This is a genomic window from Ruminococcus sp. AF17-22AC (assembly GCF_003460065.1).
GTDB lineage: Bacteria > Bacillota > Clostridia > Lachnospirales > Lachnospiraceae > Blautia_A.
Map to the genome: position 1 here is coordinate 435164 of NZ_QRXT01000001.1, position 18149 is coordinate 453312.

Genomic DNA, 18149 nt, shown 5'->3' on the forward strand with positions numbered 1-18149 from the left:
TCAGTAACCCAGATTCCGGTCTATGATACTGCCATCCACGGCATTAATGGTAAGGAAACTTTCATTCGGATCTTTACTGGTATTTGATTCTGTTTCTCCGTTATATTCACTTTCTGAAGTCATGCTGCCGAAAAAATCCCAGACGGGAATCAGAATACCTGTGTGTGCGTCAGTAGACGGCTCATATATTCTGGCATAACCAAGAACGATCCGATCAATATTATAGACCCTGGAATTTTCATATTGCATATTATCAGCGTTTGTTACCACCATCATTTTTTCATAAATCTTCATAATCTCGCTGAATGAAAGAAGATTTAAATTCTCTGTCTTTATGTTACCAATTGTGTAGGGATTTGAATAAGTCATGCTTTCTATGCCATCTTTATCGACATAGAAACAGAGACTTTCATAAGACCATGTTTCCATTGTACTGTCCATATCTTCCAATGCCCCACCGTCTGCAATTGTCTGAGTTACCGGCACACCATTTATGGTACGTGCATAGTCAATTCTATATCCATTTCCAAAATCACCTGAACTATTATCGCCTTCAAAACTTTTGTACACCGCGTAATTCCAGTTAGAAAACTGCAAATCTGTGATGCCCATTTTTTCAACTTTTTCCTTTACAAGTTTTTTTGCTTCATCCAGAGACAGCCCGATAGATTCTTCTGTGGGTTTTTCTTCCTCTTCAGAATATCCATAATCACACCACATTGCATCCTCCGGTATTTTTTCCCCGCCCTTGTTTGCTGCTTTCTTGATCTTGACTGACAAGGTATCGGAGCCATCGGAAGATATCATATAGTAGTATTGTGAATCGTCTGGCATTTGTGCAATACAACTGAAATAATTTCCGGCAACAGGTTTTGCCTCTGTCAGGGTTTTCTTTTCCGGAGCAGTTTCGTATTCCTGTTCCCATGTCTCAATATCTTCATAGATATCATAGACATAATTCCCATCATCGTCTGTTCCATAGTTATACGGATCCAGGTTTCCGTTAGCAACGTCTTCTTTTAGTTCATCCAGAGTTTTTTTAATTTCATCCTTTGTCTTCACATAATAACTATCCAGGGTATAAAGTTTTGCCTCTGAGAAGAATGCGTTTGTAATACGGTCGAGAAGCTCCTGGGTAACTTCTGCCGCAGTGACAGAAATAGCAGATATCTTTTCCACTTCCGGAATTTCTACGCTTGCATCTGTATTTACCACGAGCTTGGCACTGTCATCTTCCACATGGCTTTTATAATTTTGAGGAGCATCAATGAGATTCCTGATGGTTGTCTTTGACTCTGAACCGTCATCGTTCTTGCTTTCAGATGCTTCTCCTTTAGAACCGCTAACATCATCCGCTTCCGTATAAGCATCTACAGCCTTGCTCCCCTTCGGCTTTACCAAAGAAGAATCCGGGGTCTGTGCGCATCCTGTAAACATTCCAATACAAAGCACTATTCCTGCAAACTTTTTTATGTTTTTTCTCATTTCTGGTAATATCTCCTTTCTAAGGTTGTTATAAGTATATCATCGAGCATTACACCAAATCTTTCGCGATTTGTAACTGATATGTAAACGTTAGTGTGATTACCAGAAAACAGAGACGGTAGTTCCTTTTCCCGGATTGCTTTCAATCTTCAGTTGGAAATCGTGCAGTTCTATAATTTTCTGACATAAAGAAAGACCGAGCCCTACACTTCCTTTTGCCCTGGAACGAGATTTGTCTACCATATAAAATGGTTCCGTCACCATTTCCAGATCCTCTTTCGGTATTCCCTTTCCAAAATCCTGAACCATCAGATGGTCTGGGGTTGCCTCAAGCACAATTTTAGATTCTTTCCTGGAAGCTTTGACTGCATTATCAATTAGATTTGTCACTACACTTATCATTAAGTCCTGATCAAACTTCTTTACCAATTCTTTTGGTTCACAAAATACATCAAGAGAGATGTTTTTTTCTTGAAGCCTGCAATCAATGAGTTCTTTTACTTCTTTCAGGAAGTTATCCACCTGTATTTCAGCTGGATTGAATGAGTCTTCCGAAGCTTCGTAGAGTCCGGTTAATTCCAGCATTTTCATAGAAAGTCTTGAAAGCCTGCGACATTCATTTTCAATATAAATCAGAGCCTTCTCCTGCCTTTCCGGGGTCAGGCGCACAGTAAGCAATGTATCTGCATAGCCTATGATTGCAGTCATTGGGGTCTTCAGCTCATGAGCCAGACTTCCAATAAGCTGTTTTTGTGTCCGGTTTATGTTAGAAAGACTTTCAATTTGTTCTTTTATTTTACCTGTCATAAAATTAAAGGTTGCACCTACCTGCGCAAGTTCTGTATTGCCCTCTGACGGTACTTTAAAATCATAAATACCTTCAGAAACAAGAAGCGTAGCTTCTCTTAGGCTTGTAAGCGGTGCTGTGATTTTTCGAAGGCTCAAATAAAGGATAATTCCCATCACCACGATCAAAGATAAAGTAAATCCACCCGTCTGAAAAAACAGCAGATGACTTTTTTCTATTACATCTGTTATATCTTTATAAGTAACAATCTGATATCCCATATTTACATTGCCATAGTAGAATAACAAAAGTGTCCTTCCATTTATCTGACTGATCATAGGGCCATGACCTTCACTGTTGCTGCCATGATTCATCAAGTTTGCCTTACTTTCACATAATTCCCTTAACCTTTCTACATCGAATTCATAAACAGTTCCATTATAGGTCATTTTTCCATCAAGATATAAAACAGCACTGTCATGAAAAACCTGCCGAAAAGCATAAGTAACTATTTGTGGTCGCATTTCGTTGTCGGTATTCTGTTTCTGATCGTCGGAACGGCTTGTTTTATTTTCAAACTGTAAGATATTTGTTCTGAATATACTGCTTTCATAACTGTCGATATTCTGTATACTCTGATTTTTCCAACAATAAGTGGTATAGAGAAAGATCCCTGACGATACCAACAAAATGATACATGTAGTCTGAGAAAAGATCTTTATTAAGAGTTTCATAAATCCACCTCAAGTCTGTAACCGATTCTGGGAATTGTTTTAATCTTATCCTGCCAGCCAAGCTTTTTCCTGATACGACCCACATGTGCATCCACAGTTCTTGTTTCTCCGCAGAACTCTTCATTCCACAGTTCCTGCAGAATCTGATTCCTGGTCAGTGCTTTATTCGGATTTTTGGCGAACACCATGAGGCAGTTATATTCCATTGGCTTTAAATAGATTTCCATGCCCATTTTTGTAACAGTACGACTAGCAGTATCAATGATGACATCACCAATTTGAATCTGTTCTTGTACAGTGCCATTGCGTTCCAGTACTTTTTCAAGACGGACCATCACTTCCAGCATTTCAAATGGTTTTACAATATAATCTTCTGCACCGTCTTTTAATCCCTTTATCTTGCTCGCGATATCTCCCTTTGCGGTAAGAAATATTACGGGGATTTCATACTGCTTCAGTTTCGGTAACAGGCTATATCCGTCTCTTCCGGGAAGCATGATATCTACAAGTGCACACTGAAACGCATGATCTTGAATAATTGCTTCATATGCCTCATTTCCATCCAGATATCCTACTGTTTCATACCCTGCAATCTCCAGATTCATACATAGCAGGTCATTGATTGACATTTCGTCTTCTATCACAAGAATTCTTGCCTTCATGATTATTACCTCACATGTTTTTATAACTATCTTTTCACAGGTTAATTATACATTAAATTCTATAATGCAGTTGTAACTGATTTGTAACAGCAAAAAAGGAAACCAAAACCATTCTGTGAGAATAGTTTTGATTTCCTGTATAAACCGATATGCTGATTTTATACACATGCTCCCATTTGGAGCAGTCCGTATTTTCGGACAGATCATAGTATCCGCCTGTAGAATTTGCTGTAATGTACATGTCACTCCATATCATAGGCTTTAATTCTAATTTTCTGCAAATATCTACGACCCTGTTACAATGTTCCCTGATTATCAGTGACCCTTTTTTATATCCATTTTCTTTTAGATAATTTCCAAGTTCCAGCATGACAGCCTCATCCATTCCAAGATGTACCCTATTAGTAGAAAAATCCTCTTTTACTGAGCTGAGCAGCTTTTCAATAAACTGATAAGTTTCCTCTTTTTCAGGCTGGAGAATGTCCGCAGAATCCCGAATCTTATCCATTCCCGGCCACTTCAGCACATTGTAAAGATGAGCCAGTGTCTGAATACACGGAACAAGCTCTACCCCAAACATTGAAGCGTAAGCATCCAGCTCTTTTATTTCGTCTTTGGTGTATTTTCCGCGATAGGCTCCAAAATAAGGCTGCCCCTCTACTTCATAGGTATCTTCTGTATAAAGCATAAGTACATTCATTCCAAGTTTTGCCAGTGTCCTGATCAGGAATTTCACCTTTTCAACTGTAAATACAGCATTTCTGGAACAATCCAGCATAAGACCGTTTCTTTCAAAACAGACATGCTCTTGATATTGAAATTCATCCTCTTCCATATGATGTATGGCATAATTAAGTGCGCGGTAATAATGAGATATTTCCCGACAGATGATATGAATCTCTTTCTTTAGGAATCCTGCTCTTCTTAACAAATCAATCTTTTTGGCAGAGCATCCCCTGTCAATGTTCTATTTTATCCGTTTGTAAATAATCGGCTCATCATAACCAAAAGTTCTTTTCCCATTTACTTCCATGGACTCTGATACTTCCAATTGATTTTCAGTGAACTTTTCATGCAGAGAAAATTTCAATACGGGAGAAAACATACTTACACTTCCGCCTTCCCATGTATCACCTGATTTTCTGAAAAATGCAGGAGTAAATTTTGCAGAACACTTTAGCTGATCATAGTCGGCACCTTTGAACATTTTGTAAGTAAAATTCTTTTTATCATATCCTTCCGGTATCTCATAAGAAATAAATTTTATTGAATTGCTTTCTTCCATGAAAAGAAACAAATGTGAAGAGGAACGGGTAGTTCCCTGTACAGAATAATAGCTCTCTTCAATCATAAATACGCCTTCGAAACCATTTGGGAGATTTGCAATTTTGGAATTACATATTGTATTGATATGCTTTGCATATGGATACTGTGGATTTGTCTTACTTATTTTCTCAAATTGATCCTTATTATCAAATTTTCCATTCAACAGCGTAACAAAATTTATCAAGTCAGCCATGATCTTATGCCTCCATAATCTTTATCATATAGTTTTTATCCACTATACACCTTCCATATAAAAGAGTCCATGTACAAAATAAGGGAATATATAAACAAAATGCATCAGTTAATAAACATCGGCAGAGGGTGCATATCATTATCCAATTGATATGCACCCTCTTTGTCTGGATTACTGTTCCATTTTATAAATTTACGCATAATATTTCGTACCACACCCTGTTTCTATGGCTGAAATAAGAACGTCACTGTTAATTGTGTTTGTATCTACTTAAGGCACGAATCAGTTTTTCTGACTCCAGTGGTTTGGTAAGATAATCGTCCATTCCAGACTTCAGTGCTTTAGTCTTATCTTCTGTAAAAGCATTGGCGGTCATAGCTATGATCACAACAGCAGATGCATCACTTCTGTTCATTGTACGTATTTCTCTGGTAGCTTCCAGGCCATCCATAACTGGCATCATAATATCCATCAGAATTACATTGATCTCACCAACACCTGATTTTGCAAATGCTTCAACAGCTTCCTTGCCGTTTGAAGCCTTTATAATTTCTGCTCCTGCATTTGTCAAAAGAAATTCCGCAATTTCCATATTCAATTCATTATCTTCGGCCAAAAGGATTTTCATGCCTTCAATTGATACATCATCTTCCTGGCTTTCTGCCTGCTTCATATCAGCAGAAATAAGGAATGGAAGCTGTACCATGAATGTAGTTCCTACATTTTTCTCGCTTTCAAATTTAATCGTACCGCCCATTTTCTCTATTAGTTTTTTTGTAATTGGCATACCAAGACCTGTTCCTCCATAAACAGATCTTGCACCGCCTGTTTCCTGAGTAAATGGCTCAAAAATATGGTTCTGAAATTCTTTACTCATTCCAACTCCGGTATCCTTGCAGTGAAACTCAAACAGTATATGCCTGTCATCCACCTGTGTTTCATAATAGCTGAGCAGTATCTCTCCTTTTTCTTTGTTATACTTGACAGCATTACTTATGATATTCATAAGGATTCTTTTTAAATGGACCGGACTCCCATTCAAATATCTGTATTCCAGATTGTATTCTTTTTCAGATAAGCTGATTCCACGTTCATATACCTGTTTTTCTATCACTTCTCTTATTTCGTGCAGTAGTTTGTTAATATCAAAATCCTTATTTTCCAGCACGATTTCCTCTGACTCTAATTTGCTCATATCAAGCACTTCATTAATAAGCTCCAAGAGGTATCCTGAAGCATCCCATATTTTCCTGCGGCACTCATCTTGCTTTTTTAAATCATCTTTATAATAATCAGCCACTTCGATCATGCCACGGATTCCGTTAATAGGAGTTCGGATATCATGACTCATTCGCTGCAGAAATTCTGTTTTTGCATTATTTGCCATATCAGCTCTTTGAGCTTCTTGCAAAAGTTTCTGCTTATAAGCTTCTTCCTGCATCATCTGAATCTTCAACAATTGTGCTTTTGATCTCCTGCGGAAGGCAAATACGGAAGCAGCCACAAATATATACAACAGCAACACGACCAACAGGTTTTTAAAAACAGAAGCAAACGCCATCTGCTCATCTATAAACATATAAACATAGTAATCGCGTCCCTTAGTCATTCTGCCAATATATCTGCATTTTTTGTCTGATACACGGACCAGTTTGTTAGCTGGTTTCTGTTTTACCTGTTGGATAATATTAATATCTCCAGAGCTCTGTCCGATCAGATCTTCGTCATTTGAAGCAACCACATTTTTTCCATTTGTTACAACGATCATTCCGCTGGAATATGTATCATAGCCACTAAGAAGGCTCTGGACCGTAAGATTATAGTTTCTGGCATACTCAGCTGATGTATGATAAAAAGTGATAATTATGCCTTTTTCGTCAGAGCGTCCATATGCAGCCAGATCCACCTGTGACCCATCCTCAAGAACGATACTTGCAGCGTATGTTTTCCGGGGATGTGCTGCTACATCAAGTACGGTTTTCTTTTGAATCTCATCCTGTAAAGCCCAGGAATTAAGATCGTCTGTACTGTATTCACATTTTACCTTTCCGTTTGCATCAAGTATAATAATTCCGGTAAGTCTCTGTTCCTCCGCATATGTTTTCAGCTTATCCTCCGTAACTTCATCCTTTATATACGTCAGATTACGATTAACCTGCTGGGCATTTTCAATTGCACGCATTAAACCTTTTGTTTGGGATGCTTCATTATATCTGTTATAAATATAACATTGTTCTTTCACATATTTCAGAGTCTCGTCCATTTGCCTGGCAACTGCTTTTATGTCAGTTTTTACAGAATAAACTATAGTTATCAGAAACAGAATCAGTCCCGCCGTGATAACGATGATTTGAGTCTGCCGTCTGGACAGTTTAGTTATTTTCAATTTTATCCTCCTCCAGATATCCACTGGTTTCGGGAAGATATTTTTTTAGAATTTTCTCTTCACTTCCATCTTTTCTCATTTCTTTAAAGACTTCTGTGAGTTTTTCCGGAAGTTCACTATCCGTGTTTTTAGGAAAAGCTACCCCGATTCCTGTAGTCAGGATAGCTTCATCCAGGATTCTTATCTTTGCCCCATAATCTTTTATATACTGTTGTATGGAAGTTTCATGAGCTGCTATAGCATCAACATAACCTTTTCCAAGAGAGGTAAAAAGCAGTTTTCGGTTTTCTAAGCTATACACATCTTTTACCAATGGAATAGCAGGATTCGTCCTGTCAAGAAAGATATCCTCAGGCTTTGTGGAAGCCTGTACTGCAATTACTTTTCCCGACAGATCACTAAGCTTCTTTATAGTACTGTTTTCATTGACTGCGACGACCTGCCGGCTCACCATATATGGACCTGCCCACTTATAATCATTCTCCCGGCCATCCATGGAAAAGCACCCCCATAAACAGTCTATCTCCTTATTTTCCAGATCTTTATCTTTATCATCCCATACAATCTTTGTAAATACCGGCTTATAACCAAGGCGTCCCAGAGCTTCATTTGCAATGTCAACATCAATCCCTGCCGGCTCTCCATTTTCATCGGAATAATTAAAAGGTGGAAAATCGTCACTTCCAATGATTATCTCTGGCATATTTTCCTGTGAAGATGTACTTTTCTGTGTTGTAATTGAACATCCTGATATCAGTAATACCCCAAAAGCAAACAAAAACGGTATTACTGCCATGTACTTAGATTTCATGCTATGTACCTCAACAATTTTCTCTGATTTTTTTGGATTTTACGTCATTATAATAACTCTGTTTATACTGAATTTACATAAAAGATATAATACAAAACATGCACAAAATTTTATATTTTTAAAAAGAACAGGTGATTTTTGGGATTATGTTATATGAACTTCATCCGGAGTGATGTTGCATCACTTTTAATCTGAAACTCCATCTTCATTTTTACTTTTGCCAGTTTAACTGTGCCAGTACTCCTTCAGAAATGGGTATAAAATACGCCATAGATTTTTCCAATGCCTACGGCGTGTAGATATAGGGAAAAGCTGCCTTTTTTATCGGCAGTGGAGTGTTTTCTGTTATTGCATATTGTTGAATTGGTATAATTACTATTCCTCTTCTTCCACCTCAGTAATAACTCCTAATTTTTCTCAAAAAGGCTCAAAAATAGAACGTATAGTTTGTTCCTATACGCTCTATCTCAAATTTCCTATTAAATAATGCAACCATGCTCAATCATCTTCTGCTGTCTGGTGGTTAGAATAGAATATTCCAGACTTTCCCTGTCTTGATATAAGTAAAAGCAAACAGGTTCCCTTAATTTACTTTTTTTTGGAACAAGCTCAAAGGCAAATTTCTCACTGTCAAACTGGACACCATCAAAGTATCCATGAATAAAGCGTTCTTCCGTATTCCCACTATGTAGCAATTCATCAATCATTACTACACCGATATAGCGTCTTTCCCTTAACAAAGCCTCAATTTCTGCAAGATAATCAAAAGGAGGCTCGCTAGTCTTCATAACCACAAGAATATTTTCTTTTTTTTCACTTATCACAATCATATCAAAGTTATTCATCTAACTTGCTCCTTTCTTCTGATTTTTAAATTACTTCATAATATTCATCAATAATCGCCAATGCTCTTTTAATCAAATCATGGGCACCTTTTATATCCAGCATCTTTGTAGTATCAATTGGTGCTGTAGGATCATCCCAATGATCTATTGGATGGCGATTGCTGTTATAAAACGTATAAATATTTCCAATATACTTTACCTGCTCAGGCTTTGCATTTCCATATCTATCCGGTTTCAGCTTATATTTTGCACCTATTTTATCAAACATATCAAAATAATTTTCTTTGATGTACTGTGCATTTGGTATAATACCACATTCCATTAATGCAATTTTTAATTGTGCTTCTACAACACGAATTGCCGGCTGAGCCAAATATGTTCCATCAAACATATCGCCTGTAACCTTTAAATTATATACAGCTTGATGAAGAGATCTTTCCATTTTTTTAGACGGTATCTTATCATAAGCATTTGGCATATAAAACTGAAATTCAGAGAGAACCTCGTCTTTATCTATATTAAGATTATATGTATCATTAAAAATTTTAGGAATTTCTTCTACTTCTATTAATTCAGTAATATATCCAATAATAGTAGAAAATAACACTTCTGGTCTTCCCTGTATTACTACTTTATTATGCTTTTGATAATGTGTCACAACTACTCTATCTTTACTTTTGTTACATTTTAAAGAAACTGCTTTTCCATAAGCAACCTTTTTTTCATCTATAATCAGATTGTCTTTCCCAATTTCCTCAACAACAAGTTCTATAACTGTAGACAAATCTTCATCTGAAATTCCCTCAACTGTAAACCAAAAATCGCCTCTTTTAACTTTAGGAATCCCATTCCCTTCTGTTAAAGCAGTTTTGGCTAATTTATCTGCTTCTTCATTATAAAGGTCTCCAGAATGAGCTTTTACCTTTTGATAAGAAATTTTTAGAATGTCTGCTTTACTCTTCATAAAATTTGCATATTTCTGAGTAAGTGTATTCTTTGCCTTCCATTCGCCCTGAGCCCACTTTTCAATTCCTTCATAGTCATAACGAAGTTCTAAGTTGCGGTAACCATTCTTAATTGCCCATTGTACTGCATACATAGCACCAAGCATTTCACCAGCAACATTTCTAATTGCTAAAGAATCTGGTTCATTTCCATTTCCTGATTCTCTAATAGTTTCTCCTCTTGGTGTAAGAATAATACACCCAAAAGCATATTTTCCTATTTTCTCATCAAAACTACCATCCACATATGCAACTAGCTGATTATTTGCCTTCTCTTCTATTTTGGGGACTTCTTGTTCCTTATTTTCCAAATAGTTTTTTGCTTTCTCTTCGGTTTCAAAACCTTGATACTCAGCTCCTGAATATCCGATAACCGATTCTTTGCACGCATCCCATGAATAAAACAATCCAGTTTGTTTACCTTTTTTTACAGCATAAACTTTTTTCTTTGCCATGTACGCTCCTTCAAGATTTGGAATTATAACATAATCCAACCTGTTCGTCAAGAATTTTATGTTTACATATTTACATTACACTTTAACGATATTTGTCTATTTAGCTACTTTTATTTGCTGTTTCTTATTTTATTATACATGTCCCGTCAAAACCAGTCAATGTATTTCACCAAAGGGTGATCATGTGCCAATCTGATATTGTTGACAATGAAGGACAGGAGCCAACTGCATTACTACTTAGCTCCTGTCCTGTTCATCTTGAATATGGAATTAGTAAAAACAGATTATCGGGACATCATACTGAATAAGACTATAAAGCTGTCCGGCATTTTCTGGTGGAAGATTAATACATCCATGAGAACCACCTGTAAGATATCTGTCACCACCAAAGTACGGCTGCCAGTCTGCATCATGAAAGCCAATTCCTCCATTGAATGGCATCCAGTACGTTACCGGCTGTTCATAAGAATAGGTTCCATTTGCTGTCATTTCACCTCGCAGCACGGACGGACTGCTCTTTGAATTCAATGTGAATATTCCAGGGGGTGTTTTTCTATCCGGATCGCTTGGCAGTCCGGATACGATTTCTGATTGGAAAATAATATTTCCATTCTGATAATACCACATATACTGCTCTGTAAGATCTACCTCTATATATGTATCTCCGAGATCATTGATCCCGTGTGCATTTGCCCTCATAGAATACACCGGTTCCCTGGTTGTCTGGGTTCCTGACTGAATTTCCTGCATGAGCTGTGCTACTTCCTTGTCCTGATCAATCTTCCATCCATAGGCTGAGCCATATACATACACTGTCCTTCCGCTTGTGGTCTGAAATTGTCTTTCAGTGCCAACTGTATCATGATCTGCTGCAAGCTGTGCCACATAATCCACTACATGCTGCCGGAAGGCTTCATCATTCTGGAGCAGCTGCCCTTTCTCGTCAAACTGCAGCCAGTTTTTGATGGTATTCCCATCGAGTGTTACCGTTTCGTCTCCAAATGTATATGTGATATTTGCTTTTGTCAGGTTCTTATATGTATTTACCATATTCTGAAGTTCTGAACTTTCTTTCGTCACATCTGCTTTCTTATAAGCCTTTGGATCACTTTCCAGATTTACCTCTGCCGCATCGTTATCGATTGCCCTGCATATCATCTGATAAGCTTCTTTGGTATTTAATTCGTTGCCTTCCGTTTCTGGCACAATAGTGAATTCTGAGTTAACAAAACTTACATACGCATTTTCCGGTGCTATCTGATTCTCTTTTTTCACACAATTTAATGAATTTACCTGTTCTTCCAGTTTCTCCCGGCTGAAAAAAGTCTCTTCTTGAACCATATAGGTTTTTGTTTCAAAAGGACTGCCGATCCATTCCCATGATTTCTGAGTTTTCAGCAGCTGGAGAACCGCACCGCTGGATACGTATTTATAATCAATGTCTTTTCCTGTAATGGCCTGCGGGTCCTGCATTCTTGCCCTTACCTGAATAGTATAGTTATCCTTTTTCCCAGCAATCTCCTGCTCAACCTCATATGCTGTCTTATTTGAACTGTCAATCCCATTGATGGTCGTCCCATAAAAGAAGTGATATGAGTAATAATAAGATATACCTGCATAAATACAACAGCCTATAACAAAAATCATCAATATAATCAATATTACAATTTTCTTAATTTTATTTTTCTTCTTTTCTGAAAATATAATAGATCTGAATTCCGATTTATCCATCGGCACATAAACAACTGAACCTGGTCTTGCCGATTTTGTGGTTCTCATTGACTGCCCTATCACTTCTTTTTGTCTCATATCCTACTTATCTTTCTTTGAATCACTTAGTTTTTTGCACTGTCTCACTGTCATTATCAAAATGTAATGTCTTATGATATTTCGCATTATCCTCCAGAAGTTTTTTCCATTTCTGTCCGTCTTCTTTCGTAGGATTATCAAAATTCTGCTGCCCCTTCAGTTCATCCATATACTGGATATAATCCAGGAAATAAATATCTACTGTCGAAATATCCCTGTCCTGAATTGCGAAGTTATTACAGTTTCCAGTAGACTCATTATATGGAAGTGTGTTTCCGTTGGCATCAAGAGCTACCATGAAGCAGTCACTGTTGGATCCTTCCTTATAAAGTTCATTTACCGTCAGTTCATACGGAGAACGAATTACGGATTTGAGTCCGATACCAGCATCGTTTGTATCATTCAGTTCCAATACTTCTGTCCGGGAATCATCTACTGTAACCGGGATATCGAAACTCCAGTTACCTTCATATTTGTAGTAGCCGGCATCCCTTCCATAGTTTTCATCATCCGCTTCTGACCACTCATAGTCTGCTTCCAGCCCTCTTACCTTCGAGATATCCAGATGCAGATTAAAAGTATCCGGAATCTCAATATCTTTAATATATTTCTGATATGCTCCACCACGCTCAGATACTTTATTGATAAACTCTTCCAGCAGTGCATAACCTTCATCCGTCTGATCATCTAAGTCCGCCTGAGTTATTCCCATCTCATCCATTACCTGCTGTGTCATTTCATTGTATTTCTCATTATATTCCGTATAGTCTTTTGCCGCCTGAGCAAGATCATAACGGAAAATGCATGCATAGGTGTTGTCATCCAGAAACTGTCCTTCCACATGACCGTCGATCACCCGACTAGCTTCTGAATCAAAGTCCACACCTCCAGTCATATCCAGATCAATGACCGGTGTTCCACTTTCCGCCCTGGTTGACGTTTCTGGAAATGGCTTATCACTCTTAAACTGCATAGTTATATAGACTGCCTGGCTGTTGGCATATACCTCAGAACATGTAATTGTCAGCCCATCTGCTGTTTTAATGTAAGCATTCTCACTAGTGGCATTACCTGTCTTGTCCCCATCTGCTTCACTGCCATCTGCCGTTGTTCCATCAACGGATTCCAAGGTTGTTGCATAATCCGAAAAATCACCAAAGAAACTTACATTATCCTGCAAGATTTCAAAAAGCCCTCCTACAACCGGGATATTCTTTGCCATTACTGGATTGGTTGCACAGAATATAAATCCGACCGCCAGTACCGCTGCCATACCTCCTGCTACCCTGCCTCCGATTTTCATCCAGTGGAATGGATCCCTTGGTGCTTTTTTCTGTAACACAGCATTATTTTCAATCAATCGATATGCCTGATTGATACGTTCATGCACGATTGCCGGCATTTCTGTATCCTTTTGAAGTTTTTCCTGGAAGTCTTTCTCATTATTATTTAAAGTCATCATTAAACACGTCCCTCCTTAACCTTATATCCATACATCTCTGCAATCTGTTTTCTACCACGATGAAGACGAGATTTCACAGTGCTTTCCTTCATATCCAGAGCGTCACTGATCTCCCGGACACTAAACCCTTCCATATAGTACAAAAGAACAACCAAGCGATATTTGCTATCCAATGTTTCTAATACTTGTGCCCATTCCATTGCCGCATATTCTTCTTCGTGAAAAGGTGTTTCCGGCATCTGATCCGTATAAGTAACCAGCTTTTTCTTCTGTATCATGTCCTTACACTTGTTGATCAAGATTCGAATCATCCAAGTTTTAAAATATCTGTTCTGTTTCAGACTTTTCAGATTTTCATAACAGGAAAGAATCGTATCCTGTATTGCATCCGCAACATCTTCATCATTTTTCAGATATGCTGCCGCAATCTTATACATACTCTGTACATTCTCATCCATAAGTCGGCAGAAAGCATCTTTGTCGCCTTTCTTCGCTTTTCGTATCAAAACCTCATTCATTGTAGTTCCGGCTCTCCTATCTCAGACTAGTCATCCGTAGTATACTATAGAAGCTTCATTTATGTGCTTCTACTTATTAGACGTGCGAATCCCTAAAAAGATTGCAAATATTTTTAAAAAAATTATCCCAGATAAAAACACCCCCGAAATCGTTCAAAATTTTTATGATCATCAGGTCCTATTAGGGTATAAAAACAGCCGTACCATGTGCGTTTTACATGATACGGCTGTCAATAATTCTCATACCCTCAGGATAGATTAATTGAATCGCCAACTAAGACTCTCCATTTTTATTTATGTAATAAAGTTTGATCCAGCATGTTTTTAATTTCATCCGGAAGACTGTCTATCATTGCATTTTCATCCAAAAACAGTAAAGTTGTATATTTTTTCGCATCATTCGGTGCTGAGAAAATATGAGTTACTGTATATGCTGTTCTACTTTTAGAAAAACAATCTTCATCTCGCAGTGATTCTACTACGAAGCAATCGCCTTTTTGCTGTCCCTGATCATCATACTCTTTATTTAAGCATAGAGTAAAATTAAGATCTGTTGTGCCAAACTTATAAGTTCTCGTATCTGTAACAATCTCTTCCAACATAAAGCCTTCTGATCCAGCCAGCATTGCAATCTGTCCGATATGCTTAATTTTACGCTTACACAATGAAAAAGGGTGCTGCGGTGTAAAAAATATCTGCGAAGCCTGAAGCAGCTTTTTTGCTGCATAACTATAAAACTTTTTTGCGGAAAGGTTTGTGGCCACACCTGTTAAGTGCCTGAAATTGGCAGCTTTATAAAGCACCTCAATATATCTGCCTTCAAATACATATAAAAACCTTTTACCTACCAGATGCTTCCTGTACAGATCGGCAGCTATTTTAATCTCCTGTACGATTTTCTCTCTATCCTGTTGTTTTCCCATCTATCTTTTCCCAATCATCACTATAATATAAAAACAGCACCGGACAACTTTTTGTTATCCAGTGCCCATAATCTTAAAAAGCGGTTTTATGCTGGCTGTCAGCCGCGACATCCTTCCGAACGTCTAAAATGTCGCCGGTATCATTAAGTCCCCGGCGCGGACTCACCGTATCTCCCTGGTGTGGGCGTAATACCCTTCCGAGTATCAAATAGTCCCAGTAATTACCCTGCCCGGGCACAGTACAGCTTTTACGTGCCGCTACACGAAACCTTTTGGTTTAACTATATTATATGCGATACCCTAAGAAATATCAATAGTTTCTGGCAAAATCGATTGGCTGTATTTTATTGTACCCCATTACTTACCACTGTCTATGATTTCCAGGTCCTCAGGACAGATCAATCAAAAATCATATCCTCTGTCCCATCAGGTCTTAAAAATACTGTTTTTGAAATTCCATTACATTCCAACGTTACTTTCTGCTCACAGGAAGAACAGAGGCGAACCCTGTGTATCCTGCCATCTCTCCATTCAAAATCAACTGTGATGGCACCCTGTGCCTTCATTCCCCGGACATTTCCGTCTTTCCATTCATCCGGAAGTGCCGGAAGTAACAGGATATACCCTTTCCTGCTCCGGATAAGCATCTCTGCAACCGCAGCTGCAAAGCCAGAGTTCCCATCGATCTGGAACGGTGGGTGTGCACACAGCATGTTGGGATAAATGCCGCCTCCCACACAGAAAATGTTTTCTTCCCTGGTATAACGGAGCTGGTTTTTCAAAAGCCCCAGTGCATGTTCCCCGTCCCGGAGTCTGGCCCAGAGGCAGGCCTTCCATGCCATGCACCATCCGGTTCCCTCGTCCCCGCGCCTTTCCAGAGCCACCCGGCAGGCTTCCAGAAGCTCCGGGGTGTTTTCTGTGATCAGGTTTCCTGGATAAAGGCCATATAGATGGGATACATGACGGTGATGGATCTCTGTTTCCGGATAATCCAGGAGCCATTCCCGGATCTGTCCAAAGCTTCCCGTCTTAAATGGTGGCAGTTTTGAAAGTACCCGTTTTACATCCACTGTCTCTCCCTCTATGCCCAGGATGTTACAGATTTTCAGGTAGTACCCGAACAGTTCTTTCAGAATGCTGGTATCCATGGTGGATGCCATTCCCACACTGTGGGGTTTTCCATCTTCTCCACAGAAACGGTTTTCCGGAGAAGTGGAAGGCCCGGTAACATAGTATTCCCCATATGGGAACAGGAACCCAAGATAGAACTTTACGGCTCCCTCGATCATTGGTTTTCACGCACCAGCATCGTTGACTGTTTCTGCAGGAAATCATTCCGCTGATTGGTTACTTTCTCATACACTCTTGCCACCCTGATCCGCAGCTTCTCGCGGTTATGGGAATCTTTTTGTTTTCGGGAAAGCCTGCGCTGTTCTCTTATGAGTTTTCGCATTGAGCGTTCCAGATATCTGGGATTTGATACCGTATTTCCATTACTGTCGGAGTAGAACGCTTTGATTCCGACATCAATCCCTATCGTTCCGCCAGCATTTAAGCGTGGTTCCGGTTCAAAATCAACATTTAAAACCGCAAAATATTTTCCAGCCGGTGTGTGCTCAATGATCACGTGGTTAATCTTTTCCACTTCCATCGACTGCCGTATTTTAACAAATCCAAGTTTCGGAAGTTTGATATATCTTCCCACAATACGAATATTATCTTTTTGATTTACCGTTCTGTATGACTGGAACCGGTTATGTTTACTTTTGAAGGTTGGATAGGAAGCCCGTTACATCTGATTTGCTTTTCCCGATCAGCTTATTCTGTCTCCAAAGTGAATGCAACATTTTTGTGAGATAGTCTGTTTCGCTACCGCTGGAAAACATCGCCTGTATGCGTGCAATTTGATATTCCGCTAGCCTGTTTCTCAGGTACATATCCAGGAAAGCTGCTATGGGCGCGGTCAAAAACACAGCCCAGATTCCACAGATAGTTCTTTTCTTTCTGACAGTAAATTTCAGATTTCCAGCATCATATTGCATTTTCCCATTCATAATCTTCTAAGATAAGGCCTTCAAGATTAAGCAAACAACTCGTAGTTTTACTATGATTCCATTTATTAGCTCCCGTGTTTACTGTAAAAAACACATTCTTTTTTGCTCTTGTAATTCCAACATATAAAATACTCAGTTCTTCTTTAAATGCTTTTTTTAATGATTGAGCATATGTAAATTTGCAATAATCAAATCCTTCATTGCAACTATTTGCTTCCTTACAAGATCTGCACATATGAGAACTTGGAAAAGCGAAACCATTTAATCTAGGAATAATTACATATTCCCATTCTAGGCCTTTCGCCGCATGTATAGTAGTTAAAACAACTTGTTCGTCTACAAATTCCATCATATGTTTTAATCCTTTGTTTCCTAAAATGAAATCAATATAGTCATATTTATCTCTTGAAGTTCCACTCACTTTTTTCGATTCTACAAATAAAATTTCTAATAATTTATACATTGATTCAAATATATATTTTTTTGATTCTTGTTGATATATTTCATTTCTTCTGGCATCAACAGCCAATAAACAATTCTTTAGATTTCGCTGAACAGCTTTGCCTAAAACATTATTATGAAATTCTTCTAATGCTATATTATAAAAAGAAATATATTCGGGATCAGTTTCTTTAAATAACGCATTAAAATACAGAATGCCTTTTTGATCTAAAATTTGAGCAACTGAATTGCCT

At 38.3% G+C, this 18149-nt stretch carries 15 protein-coding genes and 1 pseudogene; all 16 read right to left on the reverse strand.

Annotated features, from left to right (window positions below):
• A complete protein-coding gene (locus DWW86_RS02280; protein WP_117942136.1) occupies nt 1-1485 on the reverse strand; it encodes a DUF6034 family protein in 1485 nt (494 codons plus the stop codon).
• 99 nt (nt 1486-1584) lie between these two features.
• Complete coding sequence (locus DWW86_RS02285) at nt 1585-3006, reverse strand: sensor histidine kinase (protein ID WP_117942137.1); 1422 nt, start codon at nt 3004-3006, stop codon at nt 1585-1587.
• On the reverse strand, nt 3003-3668 hold the full coding sequence (locus DWW86_RS02290) for a response regulator transcription factor (RefSeq protein WP_005423065.1): 666 nt from the start codon (nt 3666-3668) through the stop codon (nt 3003-3005). Before DWW86_RS02290 ends, DWW86_RS02285 begins: the two co-directional genes overlap by 4 nt.
• 52 nt (nt 3669-3720) lie before the next feature.
• Complete coding sequence (locus DWW86_RS02295) at nt 3721-4599, reverse strand: family 20 glycosylhydrolase (RefSeq protein WP_243280028.1); 879 nt, start codon at nt 4597-4599, stop codon at nt 3721-3723.
• A 36-nt stretch (nt 4600-4635) separates the two neighbouring features.
• On the reverse strand, nt 4636-5187 hold the full coding sequence (locus DWW86_RS02300) for a hypothetical protein (RefSeq protein WP_117942138.1): 552 nt from the start codon (nt 5185-5187) through the stop codon (nt 4636-4638).
• Nucleotides 5188-5437: 250 nt separating this feature from the next.
• Nucleotides 5438-7573, reverse strand: a complete 2136-nt coding sequence (locus tag DWW86_RS02305; RefSeq protein ID WP_117942139.1) for an ATP-binding protein — start codon at nt 7571-7573, stop codon at nt 5438-5440.
• Entirely contained in the window at nt 7560-8384 is an 825-nt protein-coding gene (locus DWW86_RS02310; RefSeq protein ID WP_117942140.1) for a substrate-binding periplasmic protein, read from the reverse strand. The genes DWW86_RS02305 and DWW86_RS02310 overlap by 14 nt, the downstream gene beginning before the upstream one ends.
• Nucleotides 8385-8863: 479 nt before the next feature.
• Entirely contained in the window at nt 8864-9229 is a 366-nt protein-coding gene (locus DWW86_RS02315; protein ID WP_117942141.1) for a type II toxin-antitoxin system RnlB family antitoxin, read from the reverse strand.
• A 25-nt stretch (nt 9230-9254) separates the two neighbouring features.
• Nucleotides 9255-10688 (reverse strand): type II toxin-antitoxin system RnlA family toxin, encoded by a 1434-nt coding sequence (locus DWW86_RS02320; RefSeq protein ID WP_117942142.1) that lies wholly within the window; start codon nt 10686-10688, stop codon nt 9255-9257.
• Nucleotides 10689-10958: 270 nt separating this feature from the next.
• Nucleotides 10959-12497: a L,D-transpeptidase family protein gene (locus tag DWW86_RS02325; RefSeq protein WP_055056192.1), complete on the reverse strand. Its 1539-nt coding sequence runs from the start codon at nt 12495-12497 to the stop codon at nt 10959-10961.
• A gap of 22 nt (nt 12498-12519) precedes the next feature.
• Entirely contained in the window at nt 12520-13959 is a 1440-nt protein-coding gene (locus tag DWW86_RS02330) for a DUF4179 domain-containing protein (protein WP_117942143.1), read from the reverse strand.
• Complete coding sequence (locus DWW86_RS02335) at nt 13959-14477, reverse strand: RNA polymerase sigma factor (protein WP_005423085.1); 519 nt, start codon at nt 14475-14477, stop codon at nt 13959-13961. Before DWW86_RS02335 ends, DWW86_RS02330 begins: the two co-directional genes overlap by 1 nt.
• 290 nt (nt 14478-14767) lie before the next feature.
• On the reverse strand, nt 14768-15400 hold the full coding sequence (locus DWW86_RS02340) for a PBECR4 domain-containing protein (RefSeq protein WP_055056190.1): 633 nt from the start codon (nt 15398-15400) through the stop codon (nt 14768-14770).
• 398 nt (nt 15401-15798) lie between these two features.
• Nucleotides 15799-16689 carry a glycosyl hydrolase family 95 catalytic domain-containing protein gene (locus tag DWW86_RS17245; RefSeq protein WP_233435676.1) on the reverse strand — a complete coding sequence of 297 codons (891 nt, stop codon included), beginning with the start codon at nt 16687-16689 and terminating at the stop codon, nt 15799-15801.
• Nucleotides 16686-17123, reverse strand: a pseudogene (locus tag DWW86_RS02350) (RNA-guided endonuclease InsQ/TnpB family protein); the annotation flags it as partial. The pseudogene DWW86_RS02350 and the gene DWW86_RS17245, both read right to left, overlap by 4 nt.
• A gap of 308 nt (nt 17124-17431) precedes the next feature.
• The gene (locus tag DWW86_RS17215; RefSeq protein ID WP_207661395.1) at nt 17432-17983 is read right to left on the reverse strand and encodes a 3'-5' exonuclease; all 552 of its coding nucleotides are present in this window, start codon (nt 17981-17983) and stop codon (nt 17432-17434) included.
• Nucleotides 17984-18149: the final 166 nt, after the last annotated feature.

Coding starts and splice junctions, on each gene's coding strand:
- DWW86_RS02280 (WP_117942136.1), bottom strand. CDS start 1,485: ATGAGAAAAAACATAAAAAAGTTTGCAGGAATAGTGCTTTGTATTGGA.
- DWW86_RS02285 (WP_117942137.1), bottom strand. CDS start 3,006: ATGAAACTCTTAATAAAGATCTTTTCTCAGACTACATGTATCATTTTG.
- DWW86_RS02290 (WP_005423065.1), bottom strand. CDS start 3,668: ATGAAGGCAAGAATTCTTGTGATAGAAGACGAAATGTCAATCAATGAC.
- DWW86_RS02300 (WP_117942138.1), bottom strand. CDS start 5,187: ATGGCTGACTTGATAAATTTTGTTACGCTGTTGAATGGAAAATTTGAT.
- DWW86_RS02310 (WP_117942140.1), bottom strand. CDS start 8,384: ATGAAATCTAAGTACATGGCAGTAATACCGTTTTTGTTTGCTTTTGGG.
- DWW86_RS02315 (WP_117942141.1), bottom strand. CDS start 9,229: ATGAATAACTTTGATATGATTGTGATAAGTGAAAAAAAAGAAAATATT.
- DWW86_RS02320 (WP_117942142.1), bottom strand. CDS start 10,688: ATGGCAAAGAAAAAAGTTTATGCTGTAAAAAAAGGTAAACAAACTGGA.
- DWW86_RS02325 (WP_055056192.1), bottom strand. CDS start 12,497: ATGAGACAAAAAGAAGTGATAGGGCAGTCAATGAGAACCACAAAATCG.
- DWW86_RS02330 (WP_117942143.1), bottom strand. CDS start 13,959: ATGATGACTTTAAATAATAATGAGAAAGACTTCCAGGAAAAACTTCAA.
- DWW86_RS02335 (WP_005423085.1), bottom strand. CDS start 14,477: ATGAATGAGGTTTTGATACGAAAAGCGAAGAAAGGCGACAAAGATGCT.
- DWW86_RS02340 (WP_055056190.1), bottom strand. CDS start 15,400: ATGGGAAAACAACAGGATAGAGAGAAAATCGTACAGGAGATTAAAATA.
- DWW86_RS17245 (WP_233435676.1), bottom strand. CDS start 16,689: ATGATCGAGGGAGCCGTAAAGTTCTATCTTGGGTTCCTGTTCCCATAT.